This window comes from Aeromonas sp. s7(2024) (genome assembly GCF_040907825.1).
In the GTDB taxonomy this organism is placed as follows: Bacteria; Pseudomonadota; Gammaproteobacteria; order Enterobacterales; family Aeromonadaceae; genus Aeromonas; species Aeromonas veronii.
Genome location: NZ_JBFOCM010000036.1, coordinates 76,293 through 100,084, shown reverse-complemented (window position 1 = coordinate 100,084; position 23,792 = coordinate 76,293). Strand labels below are relative to the sequence as shown.

Below are 23,792 nucleotides of genomic sequence, written 5' to 3'. Positions count from 1 at the left end.
CATGTCAGATGCTGGAGGTCAGTATAGTCCGTCCGGATGAGAGACTCAGCCGCTAATCAGCGACATTGGGCAAATGCGTCTGCCAGTTGTTGCATGAATTGGGGATAACCATCCGGGCCAAGCGGCACCTGTTCACCCACCTCATCAAGCAACAGCACCTTGGCGCCAGTATTGCGTGCCACCGATTCGATCACTGCCGGTGAAAATTGCGGCTCGGCATAAATGCAGCTCGCCTGCTTCTCTTCCAGTGCCTTGCGGATATCCACCAGGGTCTTGGCGCCCGGGCGACGCTCAGGGCTCACGGTAAAGTGACCTTTTGAACTCATGCCGTAATGGCGCTCCCAGTAGCCATACGCCTCGTGGAAGACAAAGTACCCCTTCTCATTCACTGCCTTCATCTGGCCGGCAATCACCTTGTCCTTGGCATCCACCTTGGCATCAAATGCCGCGAGGTTGGCGTCATAGCGAGCCTGATTGGCCGGATCCAGCTTGCCCAATTCACTTGCGATCGCCTTGGCAATCACTTTGGCCTGCGTCGGGCCAAGCCAGATATGGGGATCGACCCCTTCGTGATGATGTCCCTCATGCCCTTCATCATGGTCACCGTGCTCGTGGGCGGCATGATCGTGATCATCATGGTCATGGGAATCATGACTATCCTGAGTCGCGTAGTTGAACAGCGGCATCCCCTCAACCTGAGTCAGGGTCAGAGCATGGGGATGGTTGGCCAGCGGCTTGGCCATGAAGCCTTCCAGCTCGGGGCCGACCCACACCACCAGATCGGCACTGTTGATGCTGCGAATATCGGAGGGACGCAGGGAAAAATCGTGGGGAGAGGCGCCGGTCGGCAGCAATACCTTGGGCTCGCTCACCCCGTCAGTGATCGCCGCGGCGATGAAGCCAAGGGGCTTGATGGTGGTCAGCACCTCAATGGCACGAACAGGCAAACTCACCGCCAGCAGGGCAGTGAAAAGCGCAATAATTCTCATTGGTGAATCTCGTCAGGGGGTGAGTATGTGATAATATAACAGCCGCTTTTTGTTATATTATAACTCTCACTGGCTGTAAACCCCGGAGTTGTCATGAGCCAACTGGTAGAGCTGAAAGAGGTCTCTCTCTCGTTTGATGGACGCTCTGTGCTCGACAAGGTCTCCTTTACCCTCAATAAAGGCAAAATCACCACGCTCGTCGGCCCCAACGGGGCGGGCAAGAGCACCCTGAGCAAGCTGGTGCTGGGCCTGCTCACGCCGGATTCGGGCAAGATCACCCGCAGCCGCGATCTGAGAGTCGGCTATGTACCGCAGCGCCTCTATCTGGATCCTACCTTGCCGCTGACGGTGCGTCGCTTCCTGCAACTGGGCAAAAATAGCCGCCTCTCCATCGAGGAAGCTCTGGCCCGGGTGGGCGCAGAGGGATTGCTGGAAAACCGGATGCAGAAGCTCTCCGGCGGCGAGATGCAGCGGGTGCTGCTGGCTCGCGCCCTGCTGGTCAAGCCCGAGCTGCTGGTGCTGGATGAGCCGGTACAAGGGGTCGATATCACCGGCCAGATCGAGCTCTACGCCCTGATCGGCCAGCTCGCCGCCGAGTTCAATTGCGCCGTGCTGATGGTCTCCCACGACTTGCATCTGGTGATGGCCAGCACCCACGAGGTGATCTGTCTCAATCGCCACGTCTGCTGTCATGGCGAGCCGGAAAGCGTGGCGCGCCATCCCGAATTTGCCCGCCTGTTCGGGCGACCGGAGCAGGAGGTGCTGGCGGTCTATACCCACCATCACCACTGCGACGGCGAACACCATCATCATGAACCGCAGGCTCCCGTCATCCGCCTGCCCTCTCGCAACAACGCTCACAGCAAATAGCGCAAGCAACAGGACATTCAAGTGGACAGCTTTCTGTTATACGCCCTCGCGGCCGGTCTCGGCATCGCCCTGCTGGCCGGCCCCCTCGGCAGCTTCGTGGTATGGCGCAAGATGGCCTATTTTGGCGACACCCTCTCCCATGCCTGTCTGTTCGGCATCGCGCTGGGCATCCTGCTGCAGGTCGATCTCACCTTGGCTGTAGTGGTCTGCTGCCTCGCCATGGCGATGCTATTGGTGATCATGAGTCGCAACCAGCAGGTCGCGACCGATACCCTGCTCGGCATTCTGGCCCACAGCGCCCTGTCCCTCGGTCTGGTTACCTTGAGTTTTATGGATAACGTGCGGGTGGATCTGATGGCCTACCTGTTCGGCGACCTGCTCTCGGTACAACCGATGGATCTGCTCTGGATCTACGGCGGTGGCGCGCTGGTACTGCTCACCCTGTGGCGACTGTGGGATCCCCTGCTCTCCATGACCATCTCGGAAGAGCTGGCACGAGTAGAAGGGATCCGGGTCGATGTGCTGCGCTGCGTGCTTATGCTGCTGATTGGGCTGGTGATCGCCGTGGCGATGAAGTTTGTCGGGGCGCTGATCATCACCTCCCTGCTGATCATTCCCGCCGCCACCGCCCGCCGCTTTAGCCAGACGCCGGAGCAGATGGCTGGCTTTGCCGCACTGATCGGCTGTCTCGCCGTCCTGGGGGGGCTGACCCTCTCCTGGTATCAGGACACCCCGGCAGGCCCATCTGTCGTCGTCTGCGCCACCAGCCTGTTTGTACTGAGCCAGTTCAAAAAAGCCTGATAACCTTAGCAATTACAACGGCATGCTCTGGCGTGTCTCCATCATCAGCCACTGGCGCAACCGGCTGATGGCGGGCTCATGGGCCCGCGAGCGCTTGCAGGTAAAGTAGAAGGCATCCCCCGTCTCCAGCTGGTGTACCGGCAAGGCCACCAGCTGGGGATCATCGGGCCGCAGCATGTAGTCATTCACGAACGCCACCCCCTGATCCCAGGCCGCCGCCTCCATCGCCAGCAGCACATGGCTGAAATGGTGCATCCGCGCCTCGTCCGGAATAACCAGCCCACCCGCCTTGGCCCAGCGCTGCCAATCCTCCCCCCGCGCCTTGTAAATGGACTGCACCGAGAGCAGCGGCAACTGCCAGATGGCCTCAGGCCACTCCCCGCTGATCTGCTGCAACAGGCGGCGACTGCAGACCGGAAAGAGCCGCTCCTGATAGATAAGATCGTGACAATAGCCACGCCCGTGGGGTGAGACTGTGATAAAGCAGTCGGCCACCCGATCGGAGAGTTCGGGGTCTTCCGCCACCATCTCCAGACTCAAATCCAGCTCGGGGTAGAGCTGGCGCAATCCGGCCAACCGCGGGATTAGCCACTTCACCGCAAACGAGCTGTAGACCGCGAGCCGGACTCGCATCTCGCCGCCCCCGCGCAACTGTTCGCTGCTCTGGGCAATCTGGCTGAGCCCGGCGGCAATTCCCTCGAAGTAGCTCTCCCCCTGGGTTGTCAGCGAGAGCAGCCGCCCCTGACGCAGCAGCAAGCGCTCACCCAGAAAATCCTCCAGCAGGCGGATCTGGTGGCTGACCGCACTCTGGCTGACGTTCAATTCAAGGGCGGCACGGGAGAAGCTGAGCAGCCGGGCCACCACCTCGAAATATTGCACCGCACGCAGGGGAGGAAGCTTCATTATCTAAATATCTCATGAGTGGTCATTTTTTATCATTTTACTGGATATCAACCGGCACGCTACCCTCCGCTCATCTGAAGTGGGAGGTGGTATGAATGCAGTAGGGATCGGCATCCTTTATCTGGTACTGGGCAATATGGTGGCGGTCTTTTCCGATGCGCTGGTCAAGGTGCTGGAACCGGATCAGCCCATCTTCCAGTTTGTCTTTTTCCGCCAGCTCTCGGCCGCCATTCTGCTGATGCCCTGGCTGCTCTGGTCATGGCGCCGCAACCCGCCGGTGGCCATCAAGTGGCACCTGCTGCGGGCTCATATCTGGGCGGTCGGCGTCTGCCTGATGGTGGTGGCCCTCACCCGCTTGCCGCTCGCCACTGCCAATGCCCTCTTCTATGCCGCCCCCCTGATGATGGTGCCGCTGGCAGTGTGGGTGGCGGGGGAAGCGATCTCGCGCCAGAAGGTGCTGACTGCGGTTATCGGGTTTATCGGGGTATTGATCGTGCTGCGCCCGACCGAAGTGAACTGGGCCGCACTGGCGGCGCTCGGGGTAGCGCTGTCGATGGCGCTCAACAATCTGCTGATCAAGCGGATCCCACTCAAGCAGCCCATCGCCCAGACCCTGTTTTTCACCAACGTGCTGAGCATGCCCTTTATTCTGGCGCTGGCATTGTGGGAAGGGGGCGACTGGCAGTGGCAGATGTGGTGGCCCGCCTTCGGTTCTTCGGCGCTGATCATGGTCTATGCAGGATTGTGCGTGGTGGCCTATCGCAAGGCGGAGGCGAGCAAGATCGCCTCGGCGGAGTACACCGGTCTGCTGATGGCGGTGGCCATCGGGGTATGGTTGTTTGACGAGCAGCCCGGCCTGCCGCTGCTGCTGGGCTGTATCTGCATCGTCCTGCCGCTCATCGCCATGGCGCGCAGCAAGCCAAAACCGCTGGCCGAGCCGGCGGTTTAGGCGCTCAGGGTTGTTCCAGCAAAGGGGCGACCCTTTGCTGCAGATGGGGGACGATCTCATCCTCGAACCAGGGATTCTTCCTGAGCCAGAGAGTATTGCGCGGGGAGGGATGCGGCAACGGCAGCCAGCCGGGGCCATAGTCGGCCCAGCTGCGCACCGTATCGGTGAGCGATCCCTTGGCTGCCCCCCGCAGATAGTAGGCTTGTGAATATTGTCCGATCAGCAGGGTCAGCTCGATATTGGGCAGCAGCATCAGCACCTTGTCGTGCCAGGTGGGTGCGCACTCGGGTCTGGGTGGCAGATCGCCGGATTTTCCCCTGCCGGGATAGCAGAGCCCCATCGGCATGATGGCGATGCGGGATTGGTCGTAAAAGGTAGCCTTATCGACACCAAGCCACTGGCGCAGCCTGTCACCGGAGGGGTCATCCCACGGGATACCGCTGGCATGCACCCGGGTGCCGGGCGCCTGACCGATGATCAGCAGGCGGGCACTCTCGGCCCCGCGGATCACCGGACGAGGCCCCAGCGGCAGATGAGCCTCGCACAGACGGCAGGCCCTGATTTGCTCAAACAACTTATCGATTCGCTGCATGACGTTGATAGTACCAGCATTTCCCTGTTTTCCCTCTTGTGGAAACAGGGCGCGCCCCCTACTATCGCCATGGATGTTTAATTTAATAAACGGATAATAATGAAAAACTGGCTAGGTACCGGCACCGCGACCCTCTCCTTCATCCTGTGGGGGATGCTGCCGCTCTATTATCAATTCATGCCCGGGGTCAACATGTGGGAGCTGATCTCCCACCGGGTGCTCTGGTCTGTGGTGCTACTGGGGGCCCTGTTTTTGCTGCTTGGCCACAAGGTGCCTTGGGCACAACTGCGCAGCGAGCCACGCCAGCTCGGCCTCATTCTGCTGGCGGGCCCCGTGATGTCCATCAGCTGGTGCATGTTCACCTGGTGCCTCACTACCGGGCAGGTGCTGACCACCAGCCTTGCCTTCTTTATGACCCCGCTGTTCAATATCGTATTCGCCGTCATCTTCCTAAAAGAGCGGCTCACCCCGCAAAAGCATCTGGCGGTCGCCCTGGCGCTGGCGGGTCTCGCCTACATGCTCTTCTGCTACGGCCAGCTCCCCTGGTTCTCCCTCATCATGGGGGCCAACTTCGCCTGCTACGGCCTTATCAAGAAGAAGATCCACTACGACACCGGCTCCAGCCTCTATCTGGAAGCCATGGTGCAACTGCCCGTCGCGCTGATCATCATCGGCACGCTGGCGTGGCACGGGGAAGGGGCATTCGTGAACGGGGATTTGGCCGACAAGCTGCTGCTGATGGGCAGTGCGCCCGCCACCCTGCTGCCGGTGGGGCTGTTCTGCTACGCAGTGGCGAGAACCCGGATGAGCACGGTGGGGCTGCTGCAATATATCGAGCCCAGCCTCGCCTTCCTGCTCGCCATCTACTGGTTTGGTGAGGCGCCGGACCCCATCAAGGCAGTCGGTTTCGCCTTTGTCTGGGCAGGTCTGCTGGTGAGCCTGTTGCCACTACACCGGCTCAAGCGCCGCCCTCAGGGCGTACCGCGATAGGACTCCAGCACCTTGTGCCAACGGGGATCCCTGTCCATCTGCTCGGCGATGTCGTTGAAGGTGGCATGCAGCTCGGGACGGGATTTGGGCAGCAGGATATGGCGGGTATAGCTGGATTGGGGGAAGGGCGAGATAAACAGCTTGCCCTGATAGTGCTGTGCGTCGATGAAAAAGCCCAGCGATGAACCACTTACCAGCGTCACATCGATGCGACCGCGCACCAGCAGCTCAAGATTGGTCTTCACCTTCTTGGCATCCTGACGCACCAGCTCCCCGCGGCCAGCCGCATCATCGATCCCCTGATAGCGGTAGCCCTCCACCCCGCCAAACACCAACCCCTTGAGGGAGTCAGGCCCGCGATAGGTGACCGGGTTGTCGATGTTCGAGACCAGCTCGTTGGTGTCGCGCATCACCGGAAAGGTCCAGAGATAGCGCTCGCGATGGGGATCCCCCACCCAGGCCGGATTGACCCAGACCACCAGACCGTCAAAGTCGGGATCTGCCATCTCCAGCGCCAGCCGGGCGCGATTGACCAGCCAAAGCTCGATTCTGGGTTCACCCCCCAGCTTTTCATTGAGATACTTGACCAGCTCGCGGCTCAGCCCTGCATCCACTCCGGTGTTGAAGGGGGGATGCTGATGGTAATCGTAGAGACGGATCGTCTCCCCCAGAGCCGGGACCGACAACAGTAACCACAACCAAAACCAGACTCTCATCGCACCTCCTTGAGCTGCCTCTGAGTTTGGCACAGAGAATTTGAATGAGAGAACCCGCGACCACCACTCCAGCGCTGCAACCATCTGCCCCTTCCCGCTGGTCTGTCTATATGGTGCGTACAGCCACCGGCCTGCTCTATACCGGGATCAGCACGGATCCGCTGCGCCGCCTGCGCCAGCACCAGAGTGGCAAGGGCTCTCGCGCCCTGCGCGGCAAGGGGCCACTGACGCTGGCGTGGCAACAGGAAGTCGGCGAGAAGGGGGCAGCCCTGCGCATCGAATATCGCCTCAAGCAGCAGCCGAAATCCTTCAAGGAGCAGCTGATCCACAGCCCGGCACTCTGGCAGAGCTGGAGCCCCCAGTGGTTACCCGCAGCCACCCAGCCTTGAGGACGACAGGCAAAAAAAGGCCACTCGATGAGTGGCCGGAAAGGGGAAATCAGGGAGCATCACACAACGTCTTGCACAACCTCAGGCGGGTTAGAGGTAGGTATTGGAACGCTTGCTGCGGTTGCTGATCAGCCAGCAAACCGCCAGCACCAGCAACAACCAGGGGGCCAGCTTGATGATCAGAGCAAGCATGCCGCCCAGCGCCCCAAGCAGCACGAACAGGCCGCTCACCAGCAACATGGCTACCAGGGTAAAACCGGTCAGTGCCATGACCAGCAGCACCACCAGCAAGATGAAAAATTCCAGCATAACTTGCTCCTTATCAGTAACTTGTCTGCCGGCTTGGCAACCCTTCGGTCAATCCAGCCAGCGCTTCAATTCATAACGGGGCGGCATCACCAGCACCGCCAGCAGATAGGCGGCCAGTGCCAGCGGCGGCATCAGGATCAGGGCGAGCAGTGCCACCACCCGCACCGTGACTCTGGAGACCCCCAACCGCCTGGCAATACCAGCGCAGACCCCGGTCAGCTTGCGATGCACCAGATCCTTGGGCCAGGGGCTCATGATTACACCTCCGCCTTCTGGCCTTTGAGGCGAGCCAGCTCGCGCTCGATCTCGTCATTGAGCTCCAGCTCGCGGAACTGGGCCTCCAGCGAGGGATTCTGCCCCAGGGTGGCCGCCTCCAGCTGGGCTTCCAGCTGATCGACCCGGCCCTGAAAACCGTCAAAGCGCGCCATCAGCTCATGCATACGCTGGTTGTCCACCTGAGCGCGGGCACGAATGCGGCTGTGGGCGGTCTGCTCGCGCAAGGTCAGCAGTTTCTGCTTCTCGCGCGCCTCGGTCAGCTTGGCCGCCAGTCGCTCGCTGTCGGCGGTGAGCTGGGCCAGCACCTCGGCCACCCGGGCCTTGTCCTGCTCCAGCTGTTCACATTTTTTGACCTCCGCCAGCTTCTCGGTGAGGGCTGCGCGGGCCAGATCCTCACGTCCCTTCTGGATGGCGAGCTCGGCCTTGGCCGACCACTCCAGGATCTGCGCCTGCAACCCCTGCTGGTGACGCTCCAGCTGCTTCTGTTCGGCAATCACGCGGGCGGCCTGGGTACGCATCTCGACCTGCACCTGCTCCATCTCTTCGATCATCAGGCGCAGCATCTTCTCCGGCTCTTCACTCTTGTCGAGCAGGCTGTGCAGGTTGGCATTTATCACGTCAGTCAGGCGGCTGAATACGCTCATGGTCTGGCTCCTTGTTGATGGGATGGCTATCTCTTCCCATAGCATTACAAGAGCCGTGCCAAGAAAAATTATTGTTGTTTTACATATAGATGGGAATTTAATGAGGAAATTCAAGAAGGGCTTGTTGGTGAGAATAGCCAACCAGGTGGTGATTTTTACCAATAAAAAAGGGAGCCTGTGGCTCCCTTGTCGATTCGTCTGCGATATCCGTCAGGCGGCGTGGCTGTGGCCCAGCTTGCTGTCCAGTTCGGCCAGCTTGGCCTCCATCCGGGCGCGGCAGGTGTCGGAGAGATCGCGAATGCCGCTGGCACCGTGCTCCTTGCTGCAGACCGGGGCCATCACTTCCACCAGCACTTCGCCGTTGTCCCAGCGATTGAGGTCGACCTGACCAAAGTAGCTGGAGCAGACGATGGGTACCACGGGGACTTCAGCCTGTACCGCAGTGTGGAAAGCACCCGCCTTGAACGGCAGCAGGCCACGTCCCTGGGAGCGGGTCCCTTCCGGGAACATCCAGATGGAGGTGCCACGGTTCTTGATACGATCCACCACCTGACCTATGGTGCCGATGGCACGGGAGCGGTTGGAGCGGTCGATCAGCACGTTGCCGGAGAGCCAGAAGATAAGGCCGAACAACGGCAACCAGAGCAGGCTCTTTTTGCCCACGGCCACCACGCCAGGCTGCACCGCACCGGTCACGGTGAAGATGTCGAAGTTGCTCTGGTGGTTGCAGACGTAGACTGCCGGGCCAACCGATTTGACCTCGTCGGCCACCGTCACCTTGACTCGCAGCCCGATCAGCGGGCAAACCGCGTGATACATGCGGGCGAAGACATAGACGTTGTTGGGATGGCGCGGACGAACCAGACAGAGCAGCAGGCCGAACAGGAACCAGAAAATGAGCAGCAGACCAAGCAGCAGCACACGGGCAATTTTGAGCATCGAACACCTCGAGTTTTAACTCGGCGCAGTATACTGATCCCCCTTTTAGCGAACAAGCGTTCGCCAAACAGAACCGACCACCCTCCCCGTCGCGCCACCCACATTGCTGCTCATCAATACGCCGCCGACTTGCCCCACCCGCCATTGGTCGTTAGGATGGCCCCATCTTGATGGACGGGGCGAACATGATGTTGCAACAACGGGTAGCGAAACATCTCCTGCTGCTGGTCTGCCTGCTGGTGCTCAATTGTGCGGCCCAGCCGCTGGCCCGGCTTGCCCTGCTCGATCATGCCCTCAGCTGTCAGGCACTGCCCGTTCCAGGCTCGGCAACGGATCAAGAGGATGCCAAACCGGTCAGCCCGCAGCCCAGCAGCTGCCAGCTCAACGGCAAGTGGCTAAGCGCCGCTACCCTGCTCTACGTCGAACAGCTCTTCTTTGCCGTGGCCGTGCTGATCGCCCTGCTGGCCCCCCTTTGGCGCTACACACCGCCACTGCCCCCTCCCAGAGTCATCTCGCCGCCCGAGCGGCGTCTGCACCTCACCCTGTGCGTCTGGCGGGAATGAGTTCGGCAGCGTTCTTTCGTTAGCTGTCACTCAATTTTTGCGAGACCAAAAAGATGTCGAATCTCTTCAAGGCGGCCCTGCTACTGGGCGGTCTGCTGTGGCAATCCATGGGATTGGCCAGCGACACGGGCTGGCTCACCAGCCCACAGAATGATCACGCCCGGGTACGGCTGCAGGCCGACCGCAGCACGGCAGTTCAGACCCGCATCCTGCTCGATGTCGAGCTGGAGTCGGGCTGGAAAACCTACTGGCACAGCCCGGGAGAAGGGGGCATTGCCCCCCAGATCCTGTGGGACGAGCCGGTCGGAGACTTTCAGTGGCGCTGGCCGGTGCCACGCCACTTCGAGGTAGCCGGGCTCAGCACACAGGGTTATCAGGGGGAGGTGACCTTCCCTCTGAGCCTCAACTACCCCGCCGGCCAACCGCTCAAAGGGACTCTGCGCCTCTCCACCTGTAGCAATGTCTGCATCCTGACCGACTTCCCCTTCACCCTCGCGGTGGATGGTCAGGCTCCGGCCGGTTTCGACTTCGGCTGGGCCAAGGCCATCAGCAACCTGCCCCAACCGCTGCCCGCCGAGACCCGGATCGAGCTCGGTTATCAGCACAACCAACTGCAACTGCGCGCCGAGCGGGCAGAGGGCTGGCAATCACCAGCGCTCTTCATCGACGCTCTGGAGGGTGCCGAGTTTGGCAAACCGGCGCTTGAGGTCGAGGGCAACACCCTGATCGCCCGGGTGCCGGTGAGCGATGGCTGGCAGGGGGATGCGCCGGATCTGCGCGGCCAATCCCTCGGCCTGCTGCTCACCAGCGACGAACAGGCGTGGCAGAGCAAGGGGACGATCGGCGCGCCACTCGCACTGCCCAACCAGAGCCATTCGCTGTTCTGGTTGCTGGGAGCAGCGCTGCTCGGCGGCCTGATCCTCAACCTGATGCCCTGCGTGCTGCCGGTGCTGGCGCTCAAGCTGGGAACTGTGTTGCAACATCAGAAGCGTGAACAGGGAACGGTACGCAAGCAGTTCCTCGCCGCCAGCGCCGGGATCATCGCCTCCTTCTGGGTGCTGGCCGCCATGAGCAGCCTGCTGCGCGCCACGCAAGGGGCCGTCGGCTGGGGCATCCAGTTCCAGAGCGCCGGTTTTATCGGCTTGATGGTGCTAGTCACCCTGCTGTTTTGCGCCAACCTGTTGGGGCTGTTCGAGATCCGCCTGCCCAGCGCCCTCAGCACCCGCCTCGCCACCAGCGGCGGCAACGGCCTCGGCGGTCACTTCCTGCAGGGGAGCTTCGCCACTCTGCTGGCGACCCCCTGCTCGGCCCCCTTCCTCGGCACCGCGGTGGCCTTTGCGCTGGCGGCGCCACTTGGCCAGCTCTGGCTGATCTTCACGGCATTGGGAATTGGCATGAGCCTGCCCTGGCTGCTGGTGGCAGCCCTGCCACGGCTCGCCCTCTGGCTGCCGAAACCAGGGCGCTGGATGAACCATCTGCGCATCCTGCTCGGCCTGATGATGCTGGGCTCCAGCCTCTGGCTCACCAGCCTGCTCGACAACCATCTCGGCAGCTATGCCACCGGCTGGCTGATGGTTGCCATGCTGCTGGCACTGCTGGCTGGCATCATCTGGCGTTACGGCATGCGCGGCTTCACGCTGGCGATCGCCCTTACCGCCCTGATTGGCAGCCCCCTGCTGCTGAGCGGCGCCTTTAGCGCGCAGGGCTCGGCCAGCGTTGACAAGGTGGTCTGGCAGCCGCTCTCCGAACGCGCCATCACAGATGCGCTGGCCCAGAACAAACGGGTCTTTATCGATGTCACCGCCGACTGGTGCGTTACCTGCAAGGCCAACAAATACAACGTGTTGCTGCGCGATGAGGTACAACAGGCCCTCTCGGCCCCCGATGTGGTGGCCCTGCGCGGCGATTGGAGCAAACCAAGCGACACCATCGCCGCCTTCCTGCGTAAGCGGGGTGCGGCAGCCGTCCCCTTCAACCAGATTTACGGCCCGGAGTGGCCGCAGGGGGTCACGCTGTCACCCCTGCTCGACAAGGACGATCTGCTGACCACATTGCACAAGGCTGGCCTGCTTCAGGCTGGCACCACCCGATTTTAAGGAGTAATCATGAAACCGACTCTGAGCGCCCTGACCCTGCTGGCCTCCCTTTCTGCAACCCTGCTGGCCCCGGCCCTGCACGCCGCCCCTTTCACCCCGGAGCAGGAGGCGCGCATCAAGGAGCTGATCCGCGAGACCCTGATCGCCAACCCCAAGATCCTCGACGAGGCCGCCGAATCCTGGGAGAAACAGAACGCGGCAGCCCAGGAGGCGCAGCTTGGCAACTTCATCAAGGGCAACAAGGATGTGCTGTTCAACAGCGCCACCAGCCCGCGTCTGGGAGCCAAAAACCCCAAGCTGACGCTGGTGCTGTTCACCGACTACAACTGCCCCTACTGCAAGCAGTTCGATCCCCAGCTGACCAAGCTGCTCAAGGCCTATCCGGACGATCTGGGGCTGGTGATCAAGCTGCTGCCGTTCAAGGGGCAGACCTCCGCCAAGGCGGCCCAATACAGCCTGACCCTGTGGCAGCAAGATCCCACCCGCTTCCTCACCCTGCACGACAAGCTGATGAGCAAGCAGGGGATGCTGACCGAGGCGGACATCAACAAGGCGCTGGCCTCCACCGGCAACACCGCGCTCAAACCGGCCGCCAAGGCGACCGAGGAGCTGCGCAACAGCCTGCGCATCGGCACCATTCTGGGGGTACAGGGCACACCGGCGACGCTTATCGGCAACCAGCTGGTACCGGGCGCCATCCCCTATGAGGAGCTGGAGCAACTAGTGCAGGCCGAACTGGCCAAGCAGGGGTAAAGGATGACCACCAATCCTCAACCCCGCTGGCGCCGCTGGGGCAAGGAGGCGCTCTGGCTGCTGCTGATGGCGCTGATCATCTCGACCCTGCTCGATCTGTGGCGCAGCCCAACCCTGCCAGAGGGGGCGATGAGCGCCCCCGTCACCCTGCAGGATGGCAGCAGCACGGATCTCGCTACCTTAAGCCAAGGCAAGCCACTGCTGGTCTACTACTGGGCCAGCTGGTGCGGGGTGTGCCGTTTCACCACCCCGGCGGTACAGCAGCTCTGGCAAGAGGGGGAAAACGTGCTGACGGTGGCGCTGCGCTCCGGCAATTCGGAGCAGTTAGCCAAGGGGATGAGCAAGAAGGGGCTCACCTTCCCGACCCACAACGACGAGTCGGGAGCGCTGGCCGCCAAGTGGCAGGTAGGGGTCACCCCGACTTTCCTCGTCATCAGGGATGGGACGCTTGTGAGCAGCACCACCGGCTGGAGCTCGAAGTGGGGCTTGCAGTTGCGGCTCTGGTGGGCATCGCTCTAGCCACGCACCTTCGTTGCCTGCAACAGGGCCATCCCACCGGATGGCCCTTTTTTATGCCGACATATTTATCCCGACATCAGACGGGGAGCTGCATCCCGCGCACCTGCTCCAACAGGGCGGTCACCGCTGCCGAGCGCAGCGCATCGGGGGCGTAGCAGAGCCCCACCCGCCGCTTGAAGGAAGAGGCCGCCAGCTCGGTGACTGTACAACCGGGCGGGCAAAGCGAACGGGGCAACCAGCCGATCCCCGCCCCGGCGGCCACCATAGTCGCCGCCAGTCGCAGCGACCCAGCCCGCCGTGGATAGATCGGCGCCTGATTGCCGAGAATAGCGATCAGCCGCAGGTGGGAGTCGTGGCGCGGGCAGGTGACCCAGGGTTCATCCGCCAACGCTGTCGGGGTGAGCGCCCCCTTGCCCGCCAGCGGGTGATCCGGCGGCAGCACCAGTACAAACTCCTCCTCCAGCAGGGGGATAAAGAGCTCGTCACCACAGCGCAGGGATTCACACCCCAGCCGCACATCGCCACAGCAGCCCTCCTCCAGAGTCAGCAGGATCTCCTCGTGGGCGAGCGCCCCTTGCACCAGCGTCCCCACCACGCCATCACCCAGATCCGCCTCAATCCCCACCGTCAGCTCGAGGCAGGGGGAGGTTTCACGAAACTCGCGGGCGAGGGAGTCGGTATCGGCGATCAGCCGCTTGGCGCGGGGATAGAGCCGGTGCGCCGCTTCGGTCCCCTCAACCCCGCGCGCCTGCCGCACAAACAGGGTCACCCCCAGCTCATCCTCCAGCGTTTTGATGGTGGTGGAGAGGGTCGGCTGGGTAATGAAGAGGCGGGTGGCCGCCACCGTGATGTTGCGCTCCTCGAAGACAGCCACAAACGCACGCAGGGTTCGCACATCCATAGAATTCACCTATACCAGACAGTCATAAAAGCCATTTTTCACGGCGACACGGGGCAAATATAGTGGCTTACCTGCCACAAGGCATCCCAATTCTCTATATCAGCGTCTATCAACACCGTCAGGAGCCATCATGCGCCATCTCTCTGTCATCGGCCTCGGGGCCATGGGCTCCGCCCTCGCCACCACCTTGCTCAAGGCGGGCCATCCGGTCACCGTCTGGAATCGCAGCGCCGCCAAGGCCGCCCCGCTGCAAGCGCTGGGCGCGACTCTCGCCCCCTCGGTTGGCGCGGCTATTGCCGCAAGCGATATGACCCTTGTCTGCGTCGATAACTACGCCGTCAGCCAGCAGTTGCTGGATGAGGCGAGCGATGCGGTGGCGGGCAAGCTGCTGGTGCAGCTCTCTACCGGCAGCCCGCAGGGGGCCAGAGCGCTGGAGAGCTGGAGCCATGCCCGCGGCGCCCGTTATCTCGATGGCGCCATCCTCTGCTTCCCGGATCAGATCGGCACCAGCGATGCCAGCATCATCTGCTCGGGGGCCATCGCTGCCTTTAGCGAGGCCGAGCCGGTGCTGCGCCTGCTCGCCCCCACCCTCGACCATGTGGCAGAGGCGGTGGGCGCCGCCGCGGCGCAAGATTGTGCCGTCGCAGCCTACTTTGCCGGTGGCCTGCTCGGTGCCCTGCACGGCGCGCTGATCTGCGAGGCGGAAGGGTTGCCGGTGGCCAAGGTGTGCGCCCAGTTCAGCGAGCTGTCGCCGATTTTGGGGGGCGATGTGGCCCACCTTGGCAAGACGCTGGCGAGCGGCGATTTCGATCACCCCTACGCCAGCCTGAAAACCTGGAGCGCCGCCATCAGCCGCCTCGCCGGTCACGCCACCGATGCCGGGATCGACAGCCGCTTCCCGCGCTTTGCCGCCGATCTGTTTGAGGAAGGGGTGGCGCAAGGGTTTGGTCAGCAGGAGGTGTCGGCCCTCATCAAGGTGCTGCGGGCGCGCAATGGAGCGGCACAATGAACGAGCTGACCAACCACACCCCAATTGCACTGGTCACCGGCGCCGCTGGCGGGATTGGCCGCCAGCTCTGTATCGGACTGGCCGAGGCGGGTTATCGGGTGATCGCCACCGATCTGGCCCCTCACGCTTTTGACCATCCCGAGATCCACTTTCACCCCCTCGATCTGCGCGATGAGCAGGCCATCGAACGCCTCTTTGCCGAGGTGCGTGCGCAGCATGGTGGCATCCACTTGCTGATCAACAACGGCGCCATCAGCAAGTTCCACACCCGCTTCGAGGCTCTGAGCGCAGCCCAGTTCGATCAGGTGATGACGGTCAATGTGCGCGGCGCCATGCTCTGCGCCCGCGCCTTTGTGCAGGCCAACCGCGGGTTGCCCTATGGTCGCATCATCAATATCGCCTCCACCCGCTGGCAGCAGAACGAACCGGGTTGGGATGCCTACGGCGCCTCCAAGGGGGCGCTGGTCGCTCTCACCCAGTCCCTCGCCAACTCGCTGGCCGACTACCCCGTCACGGTCAATGCCATCAGTCCGGGCTGGATCCAGGCGGAGGATTACCACACCCTGACCGAGGCGGATCACCGCCAGCACCCGAGCGGCCGGGTCGGGCGCCCCGACGACATCACCCGCGCCTGCCTCTTTCTGGCGGATCCCCGCAACGACTTTATCAACGGCGCCAATCTGGTGGTCGATGGCGGGATGAGCAAGAAGATGATCTACCACACCTCCGCCTCCTTCTGGGAGGAGTAACCCCTGCGGCGGCAGCCCGATTTGCGCTGCCGCAGCCATCTCACCCCACACTCGCCCCTGACCATTTTTTCATCGCCTTCCCGTGCCCGCCCCTTGCACTGGCCAGACCGACTGGCAACAATAGGCACTCAACTGACCCCTCTTCATTTCGCCCGTTAATTGATCGCCCAACTCATCGCGTTGGCGGGCTGTTTCCGTTAAAATGACGGGTTTTTGCCGTGCCTGGTTTGCCAATCCCCACCATCAGGCACTCGCAGCGTGAATCCTATGATGCCAGTGATGCAGGATCTGCCATGAACAACTACTTTCGGGTGCTGGGCGTCAAGTCCAACGCCAGCGAAAACGACATCAAGAAAGCCTATCGTCGGCTGTCGAACCAGTACCACCCCGACAAGCTGCACGGGGCCAGTGAAGAAGAGAAAGAGCAGGCAGCCATCAAGCTGCACCAGGTAAAGCAGGCCTATGAAGTGCTGTCCGATCCGAAACAGCGGGCCGCCTTTATCAAGGATTTCAACAACGTCATCGTGACCGACCCCACCTCCGCCATGCAGGAGATGTGGGATCAGTTCTACCCCTGAAACAGCAGGCAGAAAGAGCAACTATGCAAAAGAGATGGGACCAGGCGCGGCTCAAGTCGCTGCAAAGCGATGCCAGCGAAAACATCGAATCCTACCGGGATCAGGACGACCCCAAGGGGCTGGAACAGTTCACCGACCAGATGAAGAGCCTGCTGCTGGCCGATATGAGCATGCTGGAGTTTATGCCCGAGTATCTGCCGCTGGCCCTCTATGGCCGGGTGCAGTTCCCGGCCAAGGCCAAGTCGCAGTGGAACAAGTGGCTCGCCAGCGGCGAGCAGCCGAGCTGGGACGAGTTCAAGGTGAGCGTCGGCTTCAACAACGCCGCCCTGCCGCTGGTCAAGGCGGTGCGGGCCCAGAGCGAAGATCAGCTGATGGAAGCCTGCGCCGTGCTGTTCCTGCTCGACAACCCGCTACCGCGCGGTAGCCACCGCGGCGATGACGACTATGAGCTGCGCGACGAAGAAGATGAAGACGGGGAAGATGCCGACGCCGACTACCACGGCGGCAGTGACCGCTATGGTGATGACGACGGCGATCAGGATATGTACGACGAAGTCCGTTTCTAATTGGGGCAAGGCATGAGCAACAGTCTGATAGAAATTACCGCCATCGAGATCAAAGAGCTGGCCGTTATCGAGCCGAAGCAGGCCAGCGAGAAGTTCGAGCTGATCGCCAAGACCATGTCTGACGACCAGCTGGCAGAAGTGATTGAAAACATTGATATCGTTACCCTGACCCAGATTAACGGCCAGCACGACATCTCCTTCCCCTCCATCATCTCCGAGCTGATGACCCCGGAGCGGATCCGCGACATCGTCTGCCAGCAGCCGCTCTATTGGGAAGAGGCGATCAAGAACAACGCCGACGAGCTGCAACAGCACACCTTCGACTTCCTCAACTACCTGATCCGCACCCAGGATAGCGAAGCCAAGCAGCGCGAGATCCTCGAGTGCGTGGCCGAAGATCCGGCCGGTCTCTTCTACCTCGCCATCCCCTTTATCGAATTCTATCGTGGCGATCGCTATGAAGAGGACGAAGGCTATCGCGACGTGCTGCACGCCGAAGAGGAAGACCTCGAAGAGTCCCTGCGCTACAGCGAGCGCCAGCAGGCCGAAGACAGCCACGACTACGCGCTGGACGACCCGCGCAGCCTCTTGATGCTCATTCGCGAGCTGGCCCCCGAGGTGGAGAAAGCCATCAAGGCGCTGCTGCGCAACGAGCACTCCAGCTGGGACGGCATCATCAACAAGTTTGCCGCCGAGCTGGTGATGCAGGCCAAAGAGAAGAACAAGGTCGAGGAAGACGAGTACGGCGACGTCGACGACATGTTCAGCTTTCTGGATTAAGGAGCCCATTCATGCAGTTAGTCATTCGCGATGCCAACCAGGGCCCCTTTCTGACCCAGGTGCTGCGCTTTGGCCGCGACAACGAACTCTTGAGTCAGCAACAGCTCGCCGCCATCAAGGGCAAGGCGGTGCTGATGAGCCTCAAATTCGCCGACAAGTACTACAACAAGTACAAGATGCACCTGCTGGAGCAGGCGGCCCACGACGTCATCGGCGTGGTGAGCCTCGGCCTGCAGGAGCTCTCGGCGCGTGATCCGGCCAAGGCGCTGGCGCTGTTGCAGGCGCCGGAAGGCCCCATCAAGCCGTTCCAGAAGGGCTGGTCGATGCTCATTACCGTCAGCCCCAAGCAGGCTGGCAACAGCCTCTACGGTGACGTTGATGCCCGCCTGCTGGACAAGATCTCGAGCCCGCCCGATGTGGAGGAGTGGCAAGGGTGGCAGGAGTACGAGAAGGCGCTGAGCGAGCACAACAAGAGCCGCCTGATGGAGCTCATCGACCAGCACTTCTTCGCCTGCGAGAGCGACCACCCCACCATGGAGGACAAGCTGGCCGAAGCGCTGCTCTACCGCATCCTCTGTGGCAAGGGCAGTGGCGCCGCCCCGCTCAAGGTGAAGCAGGATCTCAAGCGCAAACTGGCGCGGGAGATTGAGCTCGACGAGAGCTGGTATGACACCGACTACCTCGCCGCCCAGCTCGCCCTGATGCTGAATGCGCTACCCGCCGACATGGCCGCCGCCCTGCGTCAGGAGCTGAGCCCAGGCTTTGTGCCCAACCTGCTGCACACCCTCGGCTTTGTGCGCCAGTACCAGCTGCTGCAAAAAGAGAACGCCTCGCCGGAGAAGCTCGACAACATCGAGATGCGCGCCGGTCTCAAGCACCCGCTGCTCGGCTGGTCGCTCTACCACAACTTCTAGGGCGCGCTTCGCCGCCTCTGTTGTTGCCCCCAATGTGGGATAACCCAACGCCCGGCCCGCCGGGCGTTGTTATATCCGGGATGCTCCCCTCACCCTGACCCTCTCCCAAAGTGAGAGGGGAAAAAACGCAAACTCCCTCGGGCTGCCGAGCAACACATGGGGCGCACCAAGCGCAGCGCATTGCACCGGCAATCTGGGGAACAGATCAGTGGTGCAATTCACTCTGTTCATTGCCCTCTGTGGCTCTTGTCACTGCGCAGGGCCATACGCCAATCCCGGATAATTATTCACTCAAAGGGTGAAACTGAATAAATAAGCTACCACTCAACATGTCGGCGGCGATGGCGAAAAGGCAGCCAAAAGCGGGATGGCGATCTCACTATTAAATCAGTCAAGGCCCAAAAAGGCTCCATTCAACCCCAACAACTCTGATACCTACCCGGCCAGCGCCCGCTTTTCAGCAGTCAAAACCGCATAAAAAACCGGAATAGATCAATAAAAGACAATTAATCTCGCCAGATTAAATTTCAGGTATGGCTATTTGCACCGCTTGGCCGCTAAATGACAGACCGGCCTTCAGACCAGCATGGAAGCGCACAAGGCTAGCCGGCAGCAGACCGGTACGCTCTCAGGACGAGTTATGACTTTCTTCTCTCACAGGAGACAGACCGTGAGCGCTTCGAATCAACATCCCACCATTCCCCCCGGCTCCGGGGCGCTGTTCTTTATCCAGACCTTCTCGACCCTGGGGTTTGCCGTGCTCTACTCCACGCTGGTGCTCTACGCCACCAAGCGGCTCGGCTTCAGTGAATCCCAGGCCAACGCCATGATGGGGGTCTTCGGGGCCTTCAACTATGGCCTGCACCTGTTTGGCGGTTATCTCGGCGGACGCTACCTCAGCAACCGCAACCTGTTCGTGATGGGGATGGTGCTGCAGGTGATCGGCTGCTACTTCATCGCCGAGATGGGGATCACCGGCCTCTACTGGGGACTCGCCATGTTCCTCACCGGCAGCGGCCTCAACGTCACCTGCCTCAACATGATGCTGACCCAGCGCTTCGCCCCGGATGATCACCGCCGCGAGAGCGCCTTCCTGTGGAACTACGCCGGGATGAATCTGGGCTTCTTTATCGGCTTCACGGTGGCGGGCTACTTCCAGCTCACCGAGGATTACCGCACCCTGTTCCTGTTTGCGACGCTGGGCAACATCATCGCCATCATCGCCACCTTCGCCTGCTGGCCGATTCTGGCGGATATCAGCACCCCGCTGCGCCATATCAAGGGGCGTGGTTTCTATCTGCGAATGCTCGGTGGCCTCGCCATTCTGGCCATGCTGGTACCGGCGCTACGTCTGCTGCTGACCCACGCCAGCTTTAGCGGCAGCTTCGTGCTGATCCTGGGGGCCGTGGTGCTGGTGCTGCTCTGCGTGATGACAGCCCGCCATCCGGACGCCGCCGAGCGCAGCCGCATGGTGGCCTATCTGATCCTCGCCCTCGGCTCCCTGATCTTCTGGTCGCTCTACCAGCTGGCCCCCATGGGGCTGATGCTCTTCTCCGAGCACAACATCAACCTCAACGTGTTCGGGCTGCGGGTCGCCCCCCAGTGGATCCAGAACATCAACACTATCGTCATCGTCATCGGTGGCCCCTTGATGGCGCTGCTGTTCAAGCGACTGCGCGAACAGGGGTGGAATATCGACATCCCCTCCCAGTTTGCCGCCTCCCTGTTCTGCATGGGGCTCGGCATGCTGGTGCTGCCGATCGGTATCCATCTGGCGGGTGCCGATGGACTGGTCGCCTTCAAGTGGATCGCCATCAGCTATGTACTGCAGAGTTTTGGCGAGCTGCTGATCTCCCCCATCGGTTACGCCATGATTGGCAAGCTGGCCCCCGCCAGCCTGCAAGGCTTGATGATGGGCTGCTGGATGATGGTGACCGGCGTCGCCTCTGTGCTGGCGGGCTATGTCTCCGGCGCCATGCCACAAAATATCGGCAGCACCCCGGCCGCAACCAACCCGGGCTACAGCTCGGTGTTCAATATGCTCGGCTGGGGCTCGCTGGCAGGCGGCGTGGTGTTGCTACTGCTGGTGCCCCGCCTGCGCCAGCTGATCGCCGCCAAAATCACCCCGCCACCGGCGGCGACAGCCATTCCTCTCTAATCGTGCTCGGGCCAGCCATTTCAGTGGCCCCTGCCAGTGCGAACGGTTAAATCAGCAACGCGGCTGATCATGCAAAGGGCCCCGCCATCATGGATGGCGGGGCCCTTCTTGTTTGGTGGGATGGATGACCCTCATCTGGCTGGCGAGCCCCCGTTTAGGCTTCGTCAATCAAGCCTATTTCCCTACCGGTCTCGTTTCTCAAACATCCGATTTGGGGTTCCCAAACGCAGCAGCTTGAGCAATCGATATAGAAAAAGTGGCTGAATAATCGTCAACACTATGGTTAGCCAAGCCAATAGGGTTATGTTGCCAAGGTGACCATCGACATTTGTTAAAATCATCGAAGAGACGATGGCAGCCGAGCCACTGAATATATGTTGAAAAACATTTTGTAATGACATGAATCCCGCCCTTTCCCAAGGCGCTGCTACTTGACTATTAACAGCAGCAACGGTGATCGTTCGGGTCGATGTAACCACCATGAATAACGTGAAAATCACTATGGTCGGCAACCAAGGCTCATGCAAAAAACCATCCCAAACAACGGCTATCGTCAATGCCCCCATCAAAATCGTCACTTTCATTGCGCCAAAACGGTCAATAAACAATCCACCAAGCTGCATTGAAAACAGGCTAAAAATGCCGCCCATGACATAGTAATGACTCATATCGCCGCGAGGGACATCAAGGTTAAATTGAAAATAAGCAGCTATGTTGGGAACAATAAGGAAGGTGCTGAAAATTGCCAACCCAATTGCCATAAACGCATTCAACACCACAGGTCGCTTCAACATTTCAATGGATGAAAAAGCCTTCTGGTTCAATCCCAAGTGGGCCGTCATTCCAGGCAGCCTTGCATACACCACCACGCAGACACACAATCCAAAGCCACCTAAAACATAGAAAGGTGCACTCCATCCTTTTAACATTGCCAGCTCCAATCCCAACGGCACACCGGCAATCGCTGACAACGAAAATGCCCCCATCACGATGGCCATCGCTCGGCCACGTTGCTCTACAGGCGTGGCATCCACAACGATCGCCAGAGCAATGGATGTTGCAGGGCCAGCAAACATACCGGCCAGCAAGCGGGTAAAGAATAGACTTTCCATATTCCATGCCAATGCACAGGCCCAAGTGGATAGCGAGATCCCCAACAATGTGATCAGTGCGACATGCTTTCTATCAAATCGGTCGAGATATCTGGCACATAACAACGATGATAGTGCTGCGGCCAGTGCATACCCACCACCTAAATATCCTATATAGGTTGGACTTATATTTAGTGCGCGAGATAAATCAGGCCCAAGCGGCATAATCATCATAAAATCAAGCGCACTGACCAATTGAATCAATGCGGCCAACCAAACAACGTTAAAATCCATAACCGAACTATTGTTGTGAGTTTTTTTACCCACATTATTTTTATATAGCATCATGGTGTTTACTCTCAATCTTTGGAGATAAAAAGTATACCCACTATCACATTTTAATTTTATTCGTTAAAATGGCATGGATTGTTATCAGATTAGGGATAATCAATGCGTACCGGCATGGAATTGAATGCGCTGAAAATTTTCATTGCAGTGGTTGAAAACAGCAGTTTTGTCGGGGCATCTAAAACCCTTCAAATCCCCACCTCAAATGTGAGCCGCAGTATTTCTCAATTGGAAGAAGCCTTGAACCTTCAACTGATTGAACGCTCAACCCGCCATATGAAGCTCACACAATCAGGGCAACTGCTCTATACCCGAGTAAAACCACTGCTGGAATCACTGGAGCAAACCGAGGCTGAATTGACATCACAGCAGATTCAGCTGAAAGGGCCATTACGCATCTGCATCCCCAATGAGGCTGGGCCAAAACTGCTCGGTACAGCCATTGCCGACTTTGCCTGCCAGCATCCTGAAATAACGATCAGCTGCATTACCAATCTATCCGGACTTGAATCATTAAGAGAGGATTTGGACATGGCAATCATCATTCACAGAGGCAAGATGGATGACTGCGATTACATAGCCAGCCATTTGGCCACCATTCCCTGTACTGTTGTTGGCTCCCCGTCATTGATCCAGAAGTGGGGACTTCCCAACCACACATCACAACTCAAAACTCTCCCCTGCATAACAACGGTGAGCGCTCTGAAAGGGATGCCTTGGCAATTTACTCGCACGAACAGTGAATTTTCCACCATTCAGGTGAATGAACACTACCGGGTCAATAGTGGCGAACTGGCGTTAAAAGCAGCAATAGCCGGTGTAGGTTTTGCCATTCTTGCCAAAGTGTCTTGTCAAGAGTTTATTGATGATGGCAGCTTGGTTGAAATTGAACTTGATCTACCCGCCGCCCCATTGCAGTTGTTTGCTGTTTATGCGAACCGCCAATATCTACCGGCTAAAACACGTGTATTTCTTGAGTTTATACGACAAAATATTATGAGCTATCAGTAGCTAAAACCAGCAAAGCCTCAACAGGTCAGACTGACTTTCAAGATATCAAAAAGGTGAGCTTACCAGATTTTATCATTCGCAAAAGTTTGATTGCGCTTCACTAATCAAAACTATGGCCTACATACAAATAAATTAGTGTTCAAGCCAACGATTTAAAAAATTAACAGTGAACATAACAGATAATGAACAAAGCAATACTTTATTTAATTCACTAACACCAAAGTAATTAGCAGTCATACCAGCAAGGAGACCCGAGGTAATAACGCCCACCATTCGTAAAATATTTTTCATTCAGTCATCTCATATGTATTATTTTTTGGAACACGACTAATATCACAGCGGATCCCAAACCTTTCATTTGAGAACAAAAGTGTATCAAATGAGCCCCC

The 23,792-nt window shown here is 59.7% G+C and carries 27 protein-coding genes; 17 read left to right on the top strand and 10 right to left on the bottom strand.

The window, feature by feature from the left end:
- Positions 1-56: 56 nt before the first annotated feature.
- Entirely contained in the window at positions 57-989 is a 933-nt protein-coding gene (gene znuA, locus AB5Y73_RS16195) for a zinc ABC transporter substrate-binding protein ZnuA (protein WP_107682800.1), read from the bottom strand.
- 93 nt (positions 990-1,082) lie between these two features.
- Between znuA and znuC the strand changes: the two genes are divergently transcribed.
- On the top strand, positions 1,083-1,859 hold the full coding sequence (znuC, locus tag AB5Y73_RS16190) for a zinc ABC transporter ATP-binding protein ZnuC (protein WP_005354861.1): 777 nt from the start codon (positions 1,083-1,085) through the stop codon (positions 1,857-1,859).
- Between the two features lie 21 nt (positions 1,860-1,880).
- Complete coding sequence (znuB, locus tag AB5Y73_RS16185; RefSeq protein ID WP_033115078.1) at positions 1,881-2,660, top strand: zinc ABC transporter permease subunit ZnuB; 780 nt, start codon at positions 1,881-1,883, stop codon at positions 2,658-2,660.
- Between the two features lie 12 nt (positions 2,661-2,672).
- On the opposite strand, the gene AB5Y73_RS16180 is transcribed toward znuB, so the two are convergent.
- Complete coding sequence (locus AB5Y73_RS16180; protein WP_107682801.1) at positions 2,673-3,563, bottom strand: LysR substrate-binding domain-containing protein; 891 nt, start codon at positions 3,561-3,563, stop codon at positions 2,673-2,675.
- Positions 3,564-3,654: 91 nt separating this feature from the next.
- Between AB5Y73_RS16180 and AB5Y73_RS16175 the strand changes: the two genes are divergently transcribed.
- Positions 3,655-4,512 (top strand): DMT family transporter, encoded by an 858-nt coding sequence (locus tag AB5Y73_RS16175; RefSeq protein WP_107682802.1) that lies wholly within the window; start codon positions 3,655-3,657, stop codon positions 4,510-4,512.
- A gap of 4 nt (positions 4,513-4,516) precedes the next feature.
- Here AB5Y73_RS16175 and AB5Y73_RS16170 read toward each other — a convergent pair whose 3' ends face one another.
- Positions 4,517-5,104 carry a uracil-DNA glycosylase family protein gene (locus AB5Y73_RS16170; RefSeq protein ID WP_107682803.1) on the bottom strand — a complete coding sequence of 196 codons (588 nt, stop codon included), beginning with the start codon at positions 5,102-5,104 and terminating at the stop codon, positions 4,517-4,519.
- A gap of 99 nt (positions 5,105-5,203) precedes the next feature.
- Between AB5Y73_RS16170 and rarD the strand changes: the two genes are divergently transcribed.
- Positions 5,204-6,094, top strand: coding sequence for an EamA family transporter RarD (gene rarD, locus AB5Y73_RS16165; RefSeq protein ID WP_107682804.1), 891 nt, complete (start codon positions 5,204-5,206; stop codon positions 6,092-6,094).
- Here the strand turns inward: rarD and AB5Y73_RS16160 are convergent.
- On the bottom strand, positions 6,076-6,810 hold the full coding sequence (locus tag AB5Y73_RS16160) for an ABC transporter substrate-binding protein (RefSeq protein ID WP_181497067.1): 735 nt from the start codon (positions 6,808-6,810) through the stop codon (positions 6,076-6,078). The two genes, rarD and AB5Y73_RS16160, sit on opposite strands and share 19 nt — an antisense overlap.
- A gap of 44 nt (positions 6,811-6,854) precedes the next feature.
- Between AB5Y73_RS16160 and AB5Y73_RS16155 the strand changes: the two genes are divergently transcribed.
- A complete protein-coding gene (locus AB5Y73_RS16155; RefSeq protein ID WP_107682806.1) occupies positions 6,855-7,199 on the top strand; it encodes a GIY-YIG nuclease family protein in 345 nt (114 codons plus the stop codon).
- A 90-nt stretch (positions 7,200-7,289) separates the two neighbouring features.
- On the opposite strand, the gene pspG is transcribed toward AB5Y73_RS16155, so the two are convergent.
- The 4 genes from pspG to AB5Y73_RS16135 form a co-directional block, all read right to left on the bottom strand.
- Positions 7,290-7,508, bottom strand: coding sequence for an envelope stress response protein PspG (gene pspG / locus AB5Y73_RS16150; protein ID WP_005335871.1), 219 nt, complete (start codon positions 7,506-7,508; stop codon positions 7,290-7,292).
- A 48-nt stretch (positions 7,509-7,556) separates the two neighbouring features.
- Positions 7,557-7,763 (bottom strand): PspC domain-containing protein, encoded by a 207-nt coding sequence (locus tag AB5Y73_RS16145; protein ID WP_005335873.1) that lies wholly within the window; start codon positions 7,761-7,763, stop codon positions 7,557-7,559.
- A 2-nt stretch (positions 7,764-7,765) separates the two neighbouring features.
- Positions 7,766-8,428, bottom strand: coding sequence for a phage shock protein PspA (gene pspA / locus AB5Y73_RS16140; RefSeq protein WP_058057954.1), 663 nt, complete (start codon positions 8,426-8,428; stop codon positions 7,766-7,768).
- A gap of 210 nt (positions 8,429-8,638) precedes the next feature.
- Positions 8,639-9,367: a 1-acylglycerol-3-phosphate O-acyltransferase gene (locus AB5Y73_RS16135; RefSeq protein ID WP_019446682.1), complete on the bottom strand. Its 729-nt coding sequence runs from the start codon at positions 9,365-9,367 to the stop codon at positions 8,639-8,641.
- Positions 9,368-9,552: 185 nt separating this feature from the next.
- Between AB5Y73_RS16135 and AB5Y73_RS16130 the strand changes: the two genes are divergently transcribed.
- From AB5Y73_RS16130 to AB5Y73_RS16115, 4 genes are read left to right on the top strand one after another with little or no spacing between them, the layout of a single operon-like run.
- On the top strand, positions 9,553-9,930 hold the full coding sequence (locus tag AB5Y73_RS16130) for a hypothetical protein (RefSeq protein ID WP_107682862.1): 378 nt from the start codon (positions 9,553-9,555) through the stop codon (positions 9,928-9,930).
- A 53-nt stretch (positions 9,931-9,983) separates the two neighbouring features.
- Positions 9,984-12,026: a protein-disulfide reductase DsbD gene (locus tag AB5Y73_RS16125; protein WP_107682807.1), complete on the top strand. Its 2,043-nt coding sequence runs from the start codon at positions 9,984-9,986 to the stop codon at positions 12,024-12,026.
- A 9-nt stretch (positions 12,027-12,035) separates the two neighbouring features.
- Entirely contained in the window at positions 12,036-12,779 is a 744-nt protein-coding gene (locus AB5Y73_RS16120; RefSeq protein WP_107682808.1) for a DsbA family protein, read from the top strand.
- A gap of 3 nt (positions 12,780-12,782) precedes the next feature.
- Positions 12,783-13,298 (top strand): protein disulfide oxidoreductase, encoded by a 516-nt coding sequence (locus tag AB5Y73_RS16115; RefSeq protein WP_058057951.1) that lies wholly within the window; start codon positions 12,783-12,785, stop codon positions 13,296-13,298.
- A gap of 76 nt (positions 13,299-13,374) precedes the next feature.
- On the opposite strand, the gene AB5Y73_RS16110 is transcribed toward AB5Y73_RS16115, so the two are convergent.
- Positions 13,375-14,199: a LysR family transcriptional regulator gene (locus tag AB5Y73_RS16110; protein WP_181497066.1), complete on the bottom strand. Its 825-nt coding sequence runs from the start codon at positions 14,197-14,199 to the stop codon at positions 13,375-13,377.
- A gap of 130 nt (positions 14,200-14,329) precedes the next feature.
- Here AB5Y73_RS16110 and AB5Y73_RS16105 point away from each other — a divergent pair, with 130 nt between their 5' ends.
- The 7 genes from AB5Y73_RS16105 (at position 14,330) to AB5Y73_RS16075 (ending at position 20,953) form a co-directional block, all read left to right on the top strand.
- Positions 14,330-15,208, top strand: coding sequence for an NAD(P)-dependent oxidoreductase (locus tag AB5Y73_RS16105; protein ID WP_181497065.1), 879 nt, complete (start codon positions 14,330-14,332; stop codon positions 15,206-15,208).
- Positions 15,205-15,957, top strand: a complete 753-nt coding sequence (locus tag AB5Y73_RS16100) for an SDR family NAD(P)-dependent oxidoreductase (RefSeq protein ID WP_181497064.1) — start codon at positions 15,205-15,207, stop codon at positions 15,955-15,957. Before AB5Y73_RS16105 ends, AB5Y73_RS16100 begins: the two co-directional genes overlap by 4 nt.
- Positions 15,958-16,250: 293 nt before the next feature.
- Positions 16,251-16,535 carry a DnaJ domain-containing protein gene (locus AB5Y73_RS16095; protein WP_115521264.1) on the top strand — a complete coding sequence of 95 codons (285 nt, stop codon included), beginning with the start codon at positions 16,251-16,253 and terminating at the stop codon, positions 16,533-16,535.
- A 23-nt stretch (positions 16,536-16,558) separates the two neighbouring features.
- Positions 16,559-17,101, top strand: coding sequence for a hypothetical protein (locus tag AB5Y73_RS16090; protein ID WP_042032639.1), 543 nt, complete (start codon positions 16,559-16,561; stop codon positions 17,099-17,101).
- Between the two features lie 12 nt (positions 17,102-17,113).
- Positions 17,114-17,881 (top strand): hypothetical protein, encoded by a 768-nt coding sequence (locus tag AB5Y73_RS16085; protein ID WP_043164615.1) that lies wholly within the window; start codon positions 17,114-17,116, stop codon positions 17,879-17,881.
- Between the two features lie 11 nt (positions 17,882-17,892).
- Entirely contained in the window at positions 17,893-18,795 is a 903-nt protein-coding gene (locus AB5Y73_RS16080) for a hypothetical protein (protein ID WP_181497063.1), read from the top strand.
- A gap of 670 nt (positions 18,796-19,465) precedes the next feature.
- A complete protein-coding gene (locus AB5Y73_RS16075; protein WP_279499396.1) occupies positions 19,466-20,953 on the top strand; it encodes an oligopeptide:H+ symporter in 1,488 nt (495 codons plus the stop codon).
- Between the two features lie 182 nt (positions 20,954-21,135).
- Here AB5Y73_RS16075 and AB5Y73_RS16070 read toward each other — a convergent pair whose 3' ends face one another.
- Positions 21,136-22,392, bottom strand: coding sequence for an MFS transporter (locus AB5Y73_RS16070; RefSeq protein WP_235686267.1), 1,257 nt, complete (start codon positions 22,390-22,392; stop codon positions 21,136-21,138).
- 102 nt (positions 22,393-22,494) lie between these two features.
- Between AB5Y73_RS16070 and AB5Y73_RS16065 the strand changes: the two genes are divergently transcribed.
- Positions 22,495-23,403, top strand: coding sequence for a LysR family transcriptional regulator (locus tag AB5Y73_RS16065; protein WP_107682817.1), 909 nt, complete (start codon positions 22,495-22,497; stop codon positions 23,401-23,403).
- The last annotated feature ends 389 nt before the right edge of the window (positions 23,404-23,792 follow it).

What these genes read in the sequence shown, in the direction of transcription:
- AB5Y73_RS16180 (WP_107682801.1), bottom strand. Translation starts at nt 3,563, where the DNA reads ATGAAGCTTCCTCCCCTGCGTGCGGTGCAATATTTCGAGGTGGTGGCC.
- AB5Y73_RS16175 (WP_107682802.1), top strand. Translation starts at nt 3,655, where the DNA reads ATGAATGCAGTAGGGATCGGCATCCTTTATCTGGTACTGGGCAATATG.
- rarD (WP_107682804.1), top strand. Translation starts at nt 5,204, where the DNA reads ATGAAAAACTGGCTAGGTACCGGCACCGCGACCCTCTCCTTCATCCTG.
- AB5Y73_RS16125 (WP_107682807.1), top strand. Translation starts at nt 9,984, where the DNA reads ATGTCGAATCTCTTCAAGGCGGCCCTGCTACTGGGCGGTCTGCTGTGG.
- pspA (WP_058057954.1), bottom strand. Translation starts at nt 8,428, where the DNA reads ATGAGCGTATTCAGCCGCCTGACTGACGTGATAAATGCCAACCTGCAC.
- AB5Y73_RS16110 (WP_181497066.1), bottom strand. Translation starts at nt 14,199, where the DNA reads ATGGATGTGCGAACCCTGCGTGCGTTTGTGGCTGTCTTCGAGGAGCGC.
- AB5Y73_RS16080 (WP_181497063.1), top strand. Translation starts at nt 17,893, where the DNA reads ATGCAGTTAGTCATTCGCGATGCCAACCAGGGCCCCTTTCTGACCCAG.
- AB5Y73_RS16095 (WP_115521264.1), top strand. Translation starts at nt 16,251, where the DNA reads ATGAACAACTACTTTCGGGTGCTGGGCGTCAAGTCCAACGCCAGCGAA.
- AB5Y73_RS16170 (WP_107682803.1), bottom strand. Translation starts at nt 5,104, where the DNA reads ATGCAGCGAATCGATAAGTTGTTTGAGCAAATCAGGGCCTGCCGTCTG.
- AB5Y73_RS16130 (WP_107682862.1), top strand. Translation starts at nt 9,553, where the DNA reads ATGATGTTGCAACAACGGGTAGCGAAACATCTCCTGCTGCTGGTCTGC.
- AB5Y73_RS16145 (WP_005335873.1), bottom strand. Translation starts at nt 7,763, where the DNA reads ATGAGCCCCTGGCCCAAGGATCTGGTGCATCGCAAGCTGACCGGGGTC.
- AB5Y73_RS16105 (WP_181497065.1), top strand. Translation starts at nt 14,330, where the DNA reads ATGCGCCATCTCTCTGTCATCGGCCTCGGGGCCATGGGCTCCGCCCTC.
- AB5Y73_RS16100 (WP_181497064.1), top strand. Translation starts at nt 15,205, where the DNA reads ATGAACGAGCTGACCAACCACACCCCAATTGCACTGGTCACCGGCGCC.
- AB5Y73_RS16090 (WP_042032639.1), top strand. Translation starts at nt 16,559, where the DNA reads ATGCAAAAGAGATGGGACCAGGCGCGGCTCAAGTCGCTGCAAAGCGAT.
- pspG (WP_005335871.1), bottom strand. Translation starts at nt 7,508, where the DNA reads ATGCTGGAATTTTTCATCTTGCTGGTGGTGCTGCTGGTCATGGCACTG.
- AB5Y73_RS16135 (WP_019446682.1), bottom strand. Translation starts at nt 9,367, where the DNA reads ATGCTCAAAATTGCCCGTGTGCTGCTGCTTGGTCTGCTGCTCATTTTC.
- AB5Y73_RS16120 (WP_107682808.1), top strand. Translation starts at nt 12,036, where the DNA reads ATGAAACCGACTCTGAGCGCCCTGACCCTGCTGGCCTCCCTTTCTGCA.
- AB5Y73_RS16115 (WP_058057951.1), top strand. Translation starts at nt 12,783, where the DNA reads ATGACCACCAATCCTCAACCCCGCTGGCGCCGCTGGGGCAAGGAGGCG.
- AB5Y73_RS16065 (WP_107682817.1), top strand. Translation starts at nt 22,495, where the DNA reads ATGCGTACCGGCATGGAATTGAATGCGCTGAAAATTTTCATTGCAGTG.
- znuA (WP_107682800.1), bottom strand. Translation starts at nt 989, where the DNA reads ATGAGAATTATTGCGCTTTTCACTGCCCTGCTGGCGGTGAGTTTGCCT.
- AB5Y73_RS16160 (WP_181497067.1), bottom strand. Translation starts at nt 6,810, where the DNA reads ATGAGAGTCTGGTTTTGGTTGTGGTTACTGTTGTCGGTCCCGGCTCTG.
- znuC (WP_005354861.1), top strand. Translation starts at nt 1,083, where the DNA reads ATGAGCCAACTGGTAGAGCTGAAAGAGGTCTCTCTCTCGTTTGATGGA.
- AB5Y73_RS16070 (WP_235686267.1), bottom strand. Translation starts at nt 22,392, where the DNA reads ATGATGCTATATAAAAATAATGTGGGTAAAAAAACTCACAACAATAGT.
- AB5Y73_RS16085 (WP_043164615.1), top strand. Translation starts at nt 17,114, where the DNA reads ATGAGCAACAGTCTGATAGAAATTACCGCCATCGAGATCAAAGAGCTG.
- AB5Y73_RS16155 (WP_107682806.1), top strand. Translation starts at nt 6,855, where the DNA reads ATGAGAGAACCCGCGACCACCACTCCAGCGCTGCAACCATCTGCCCCT.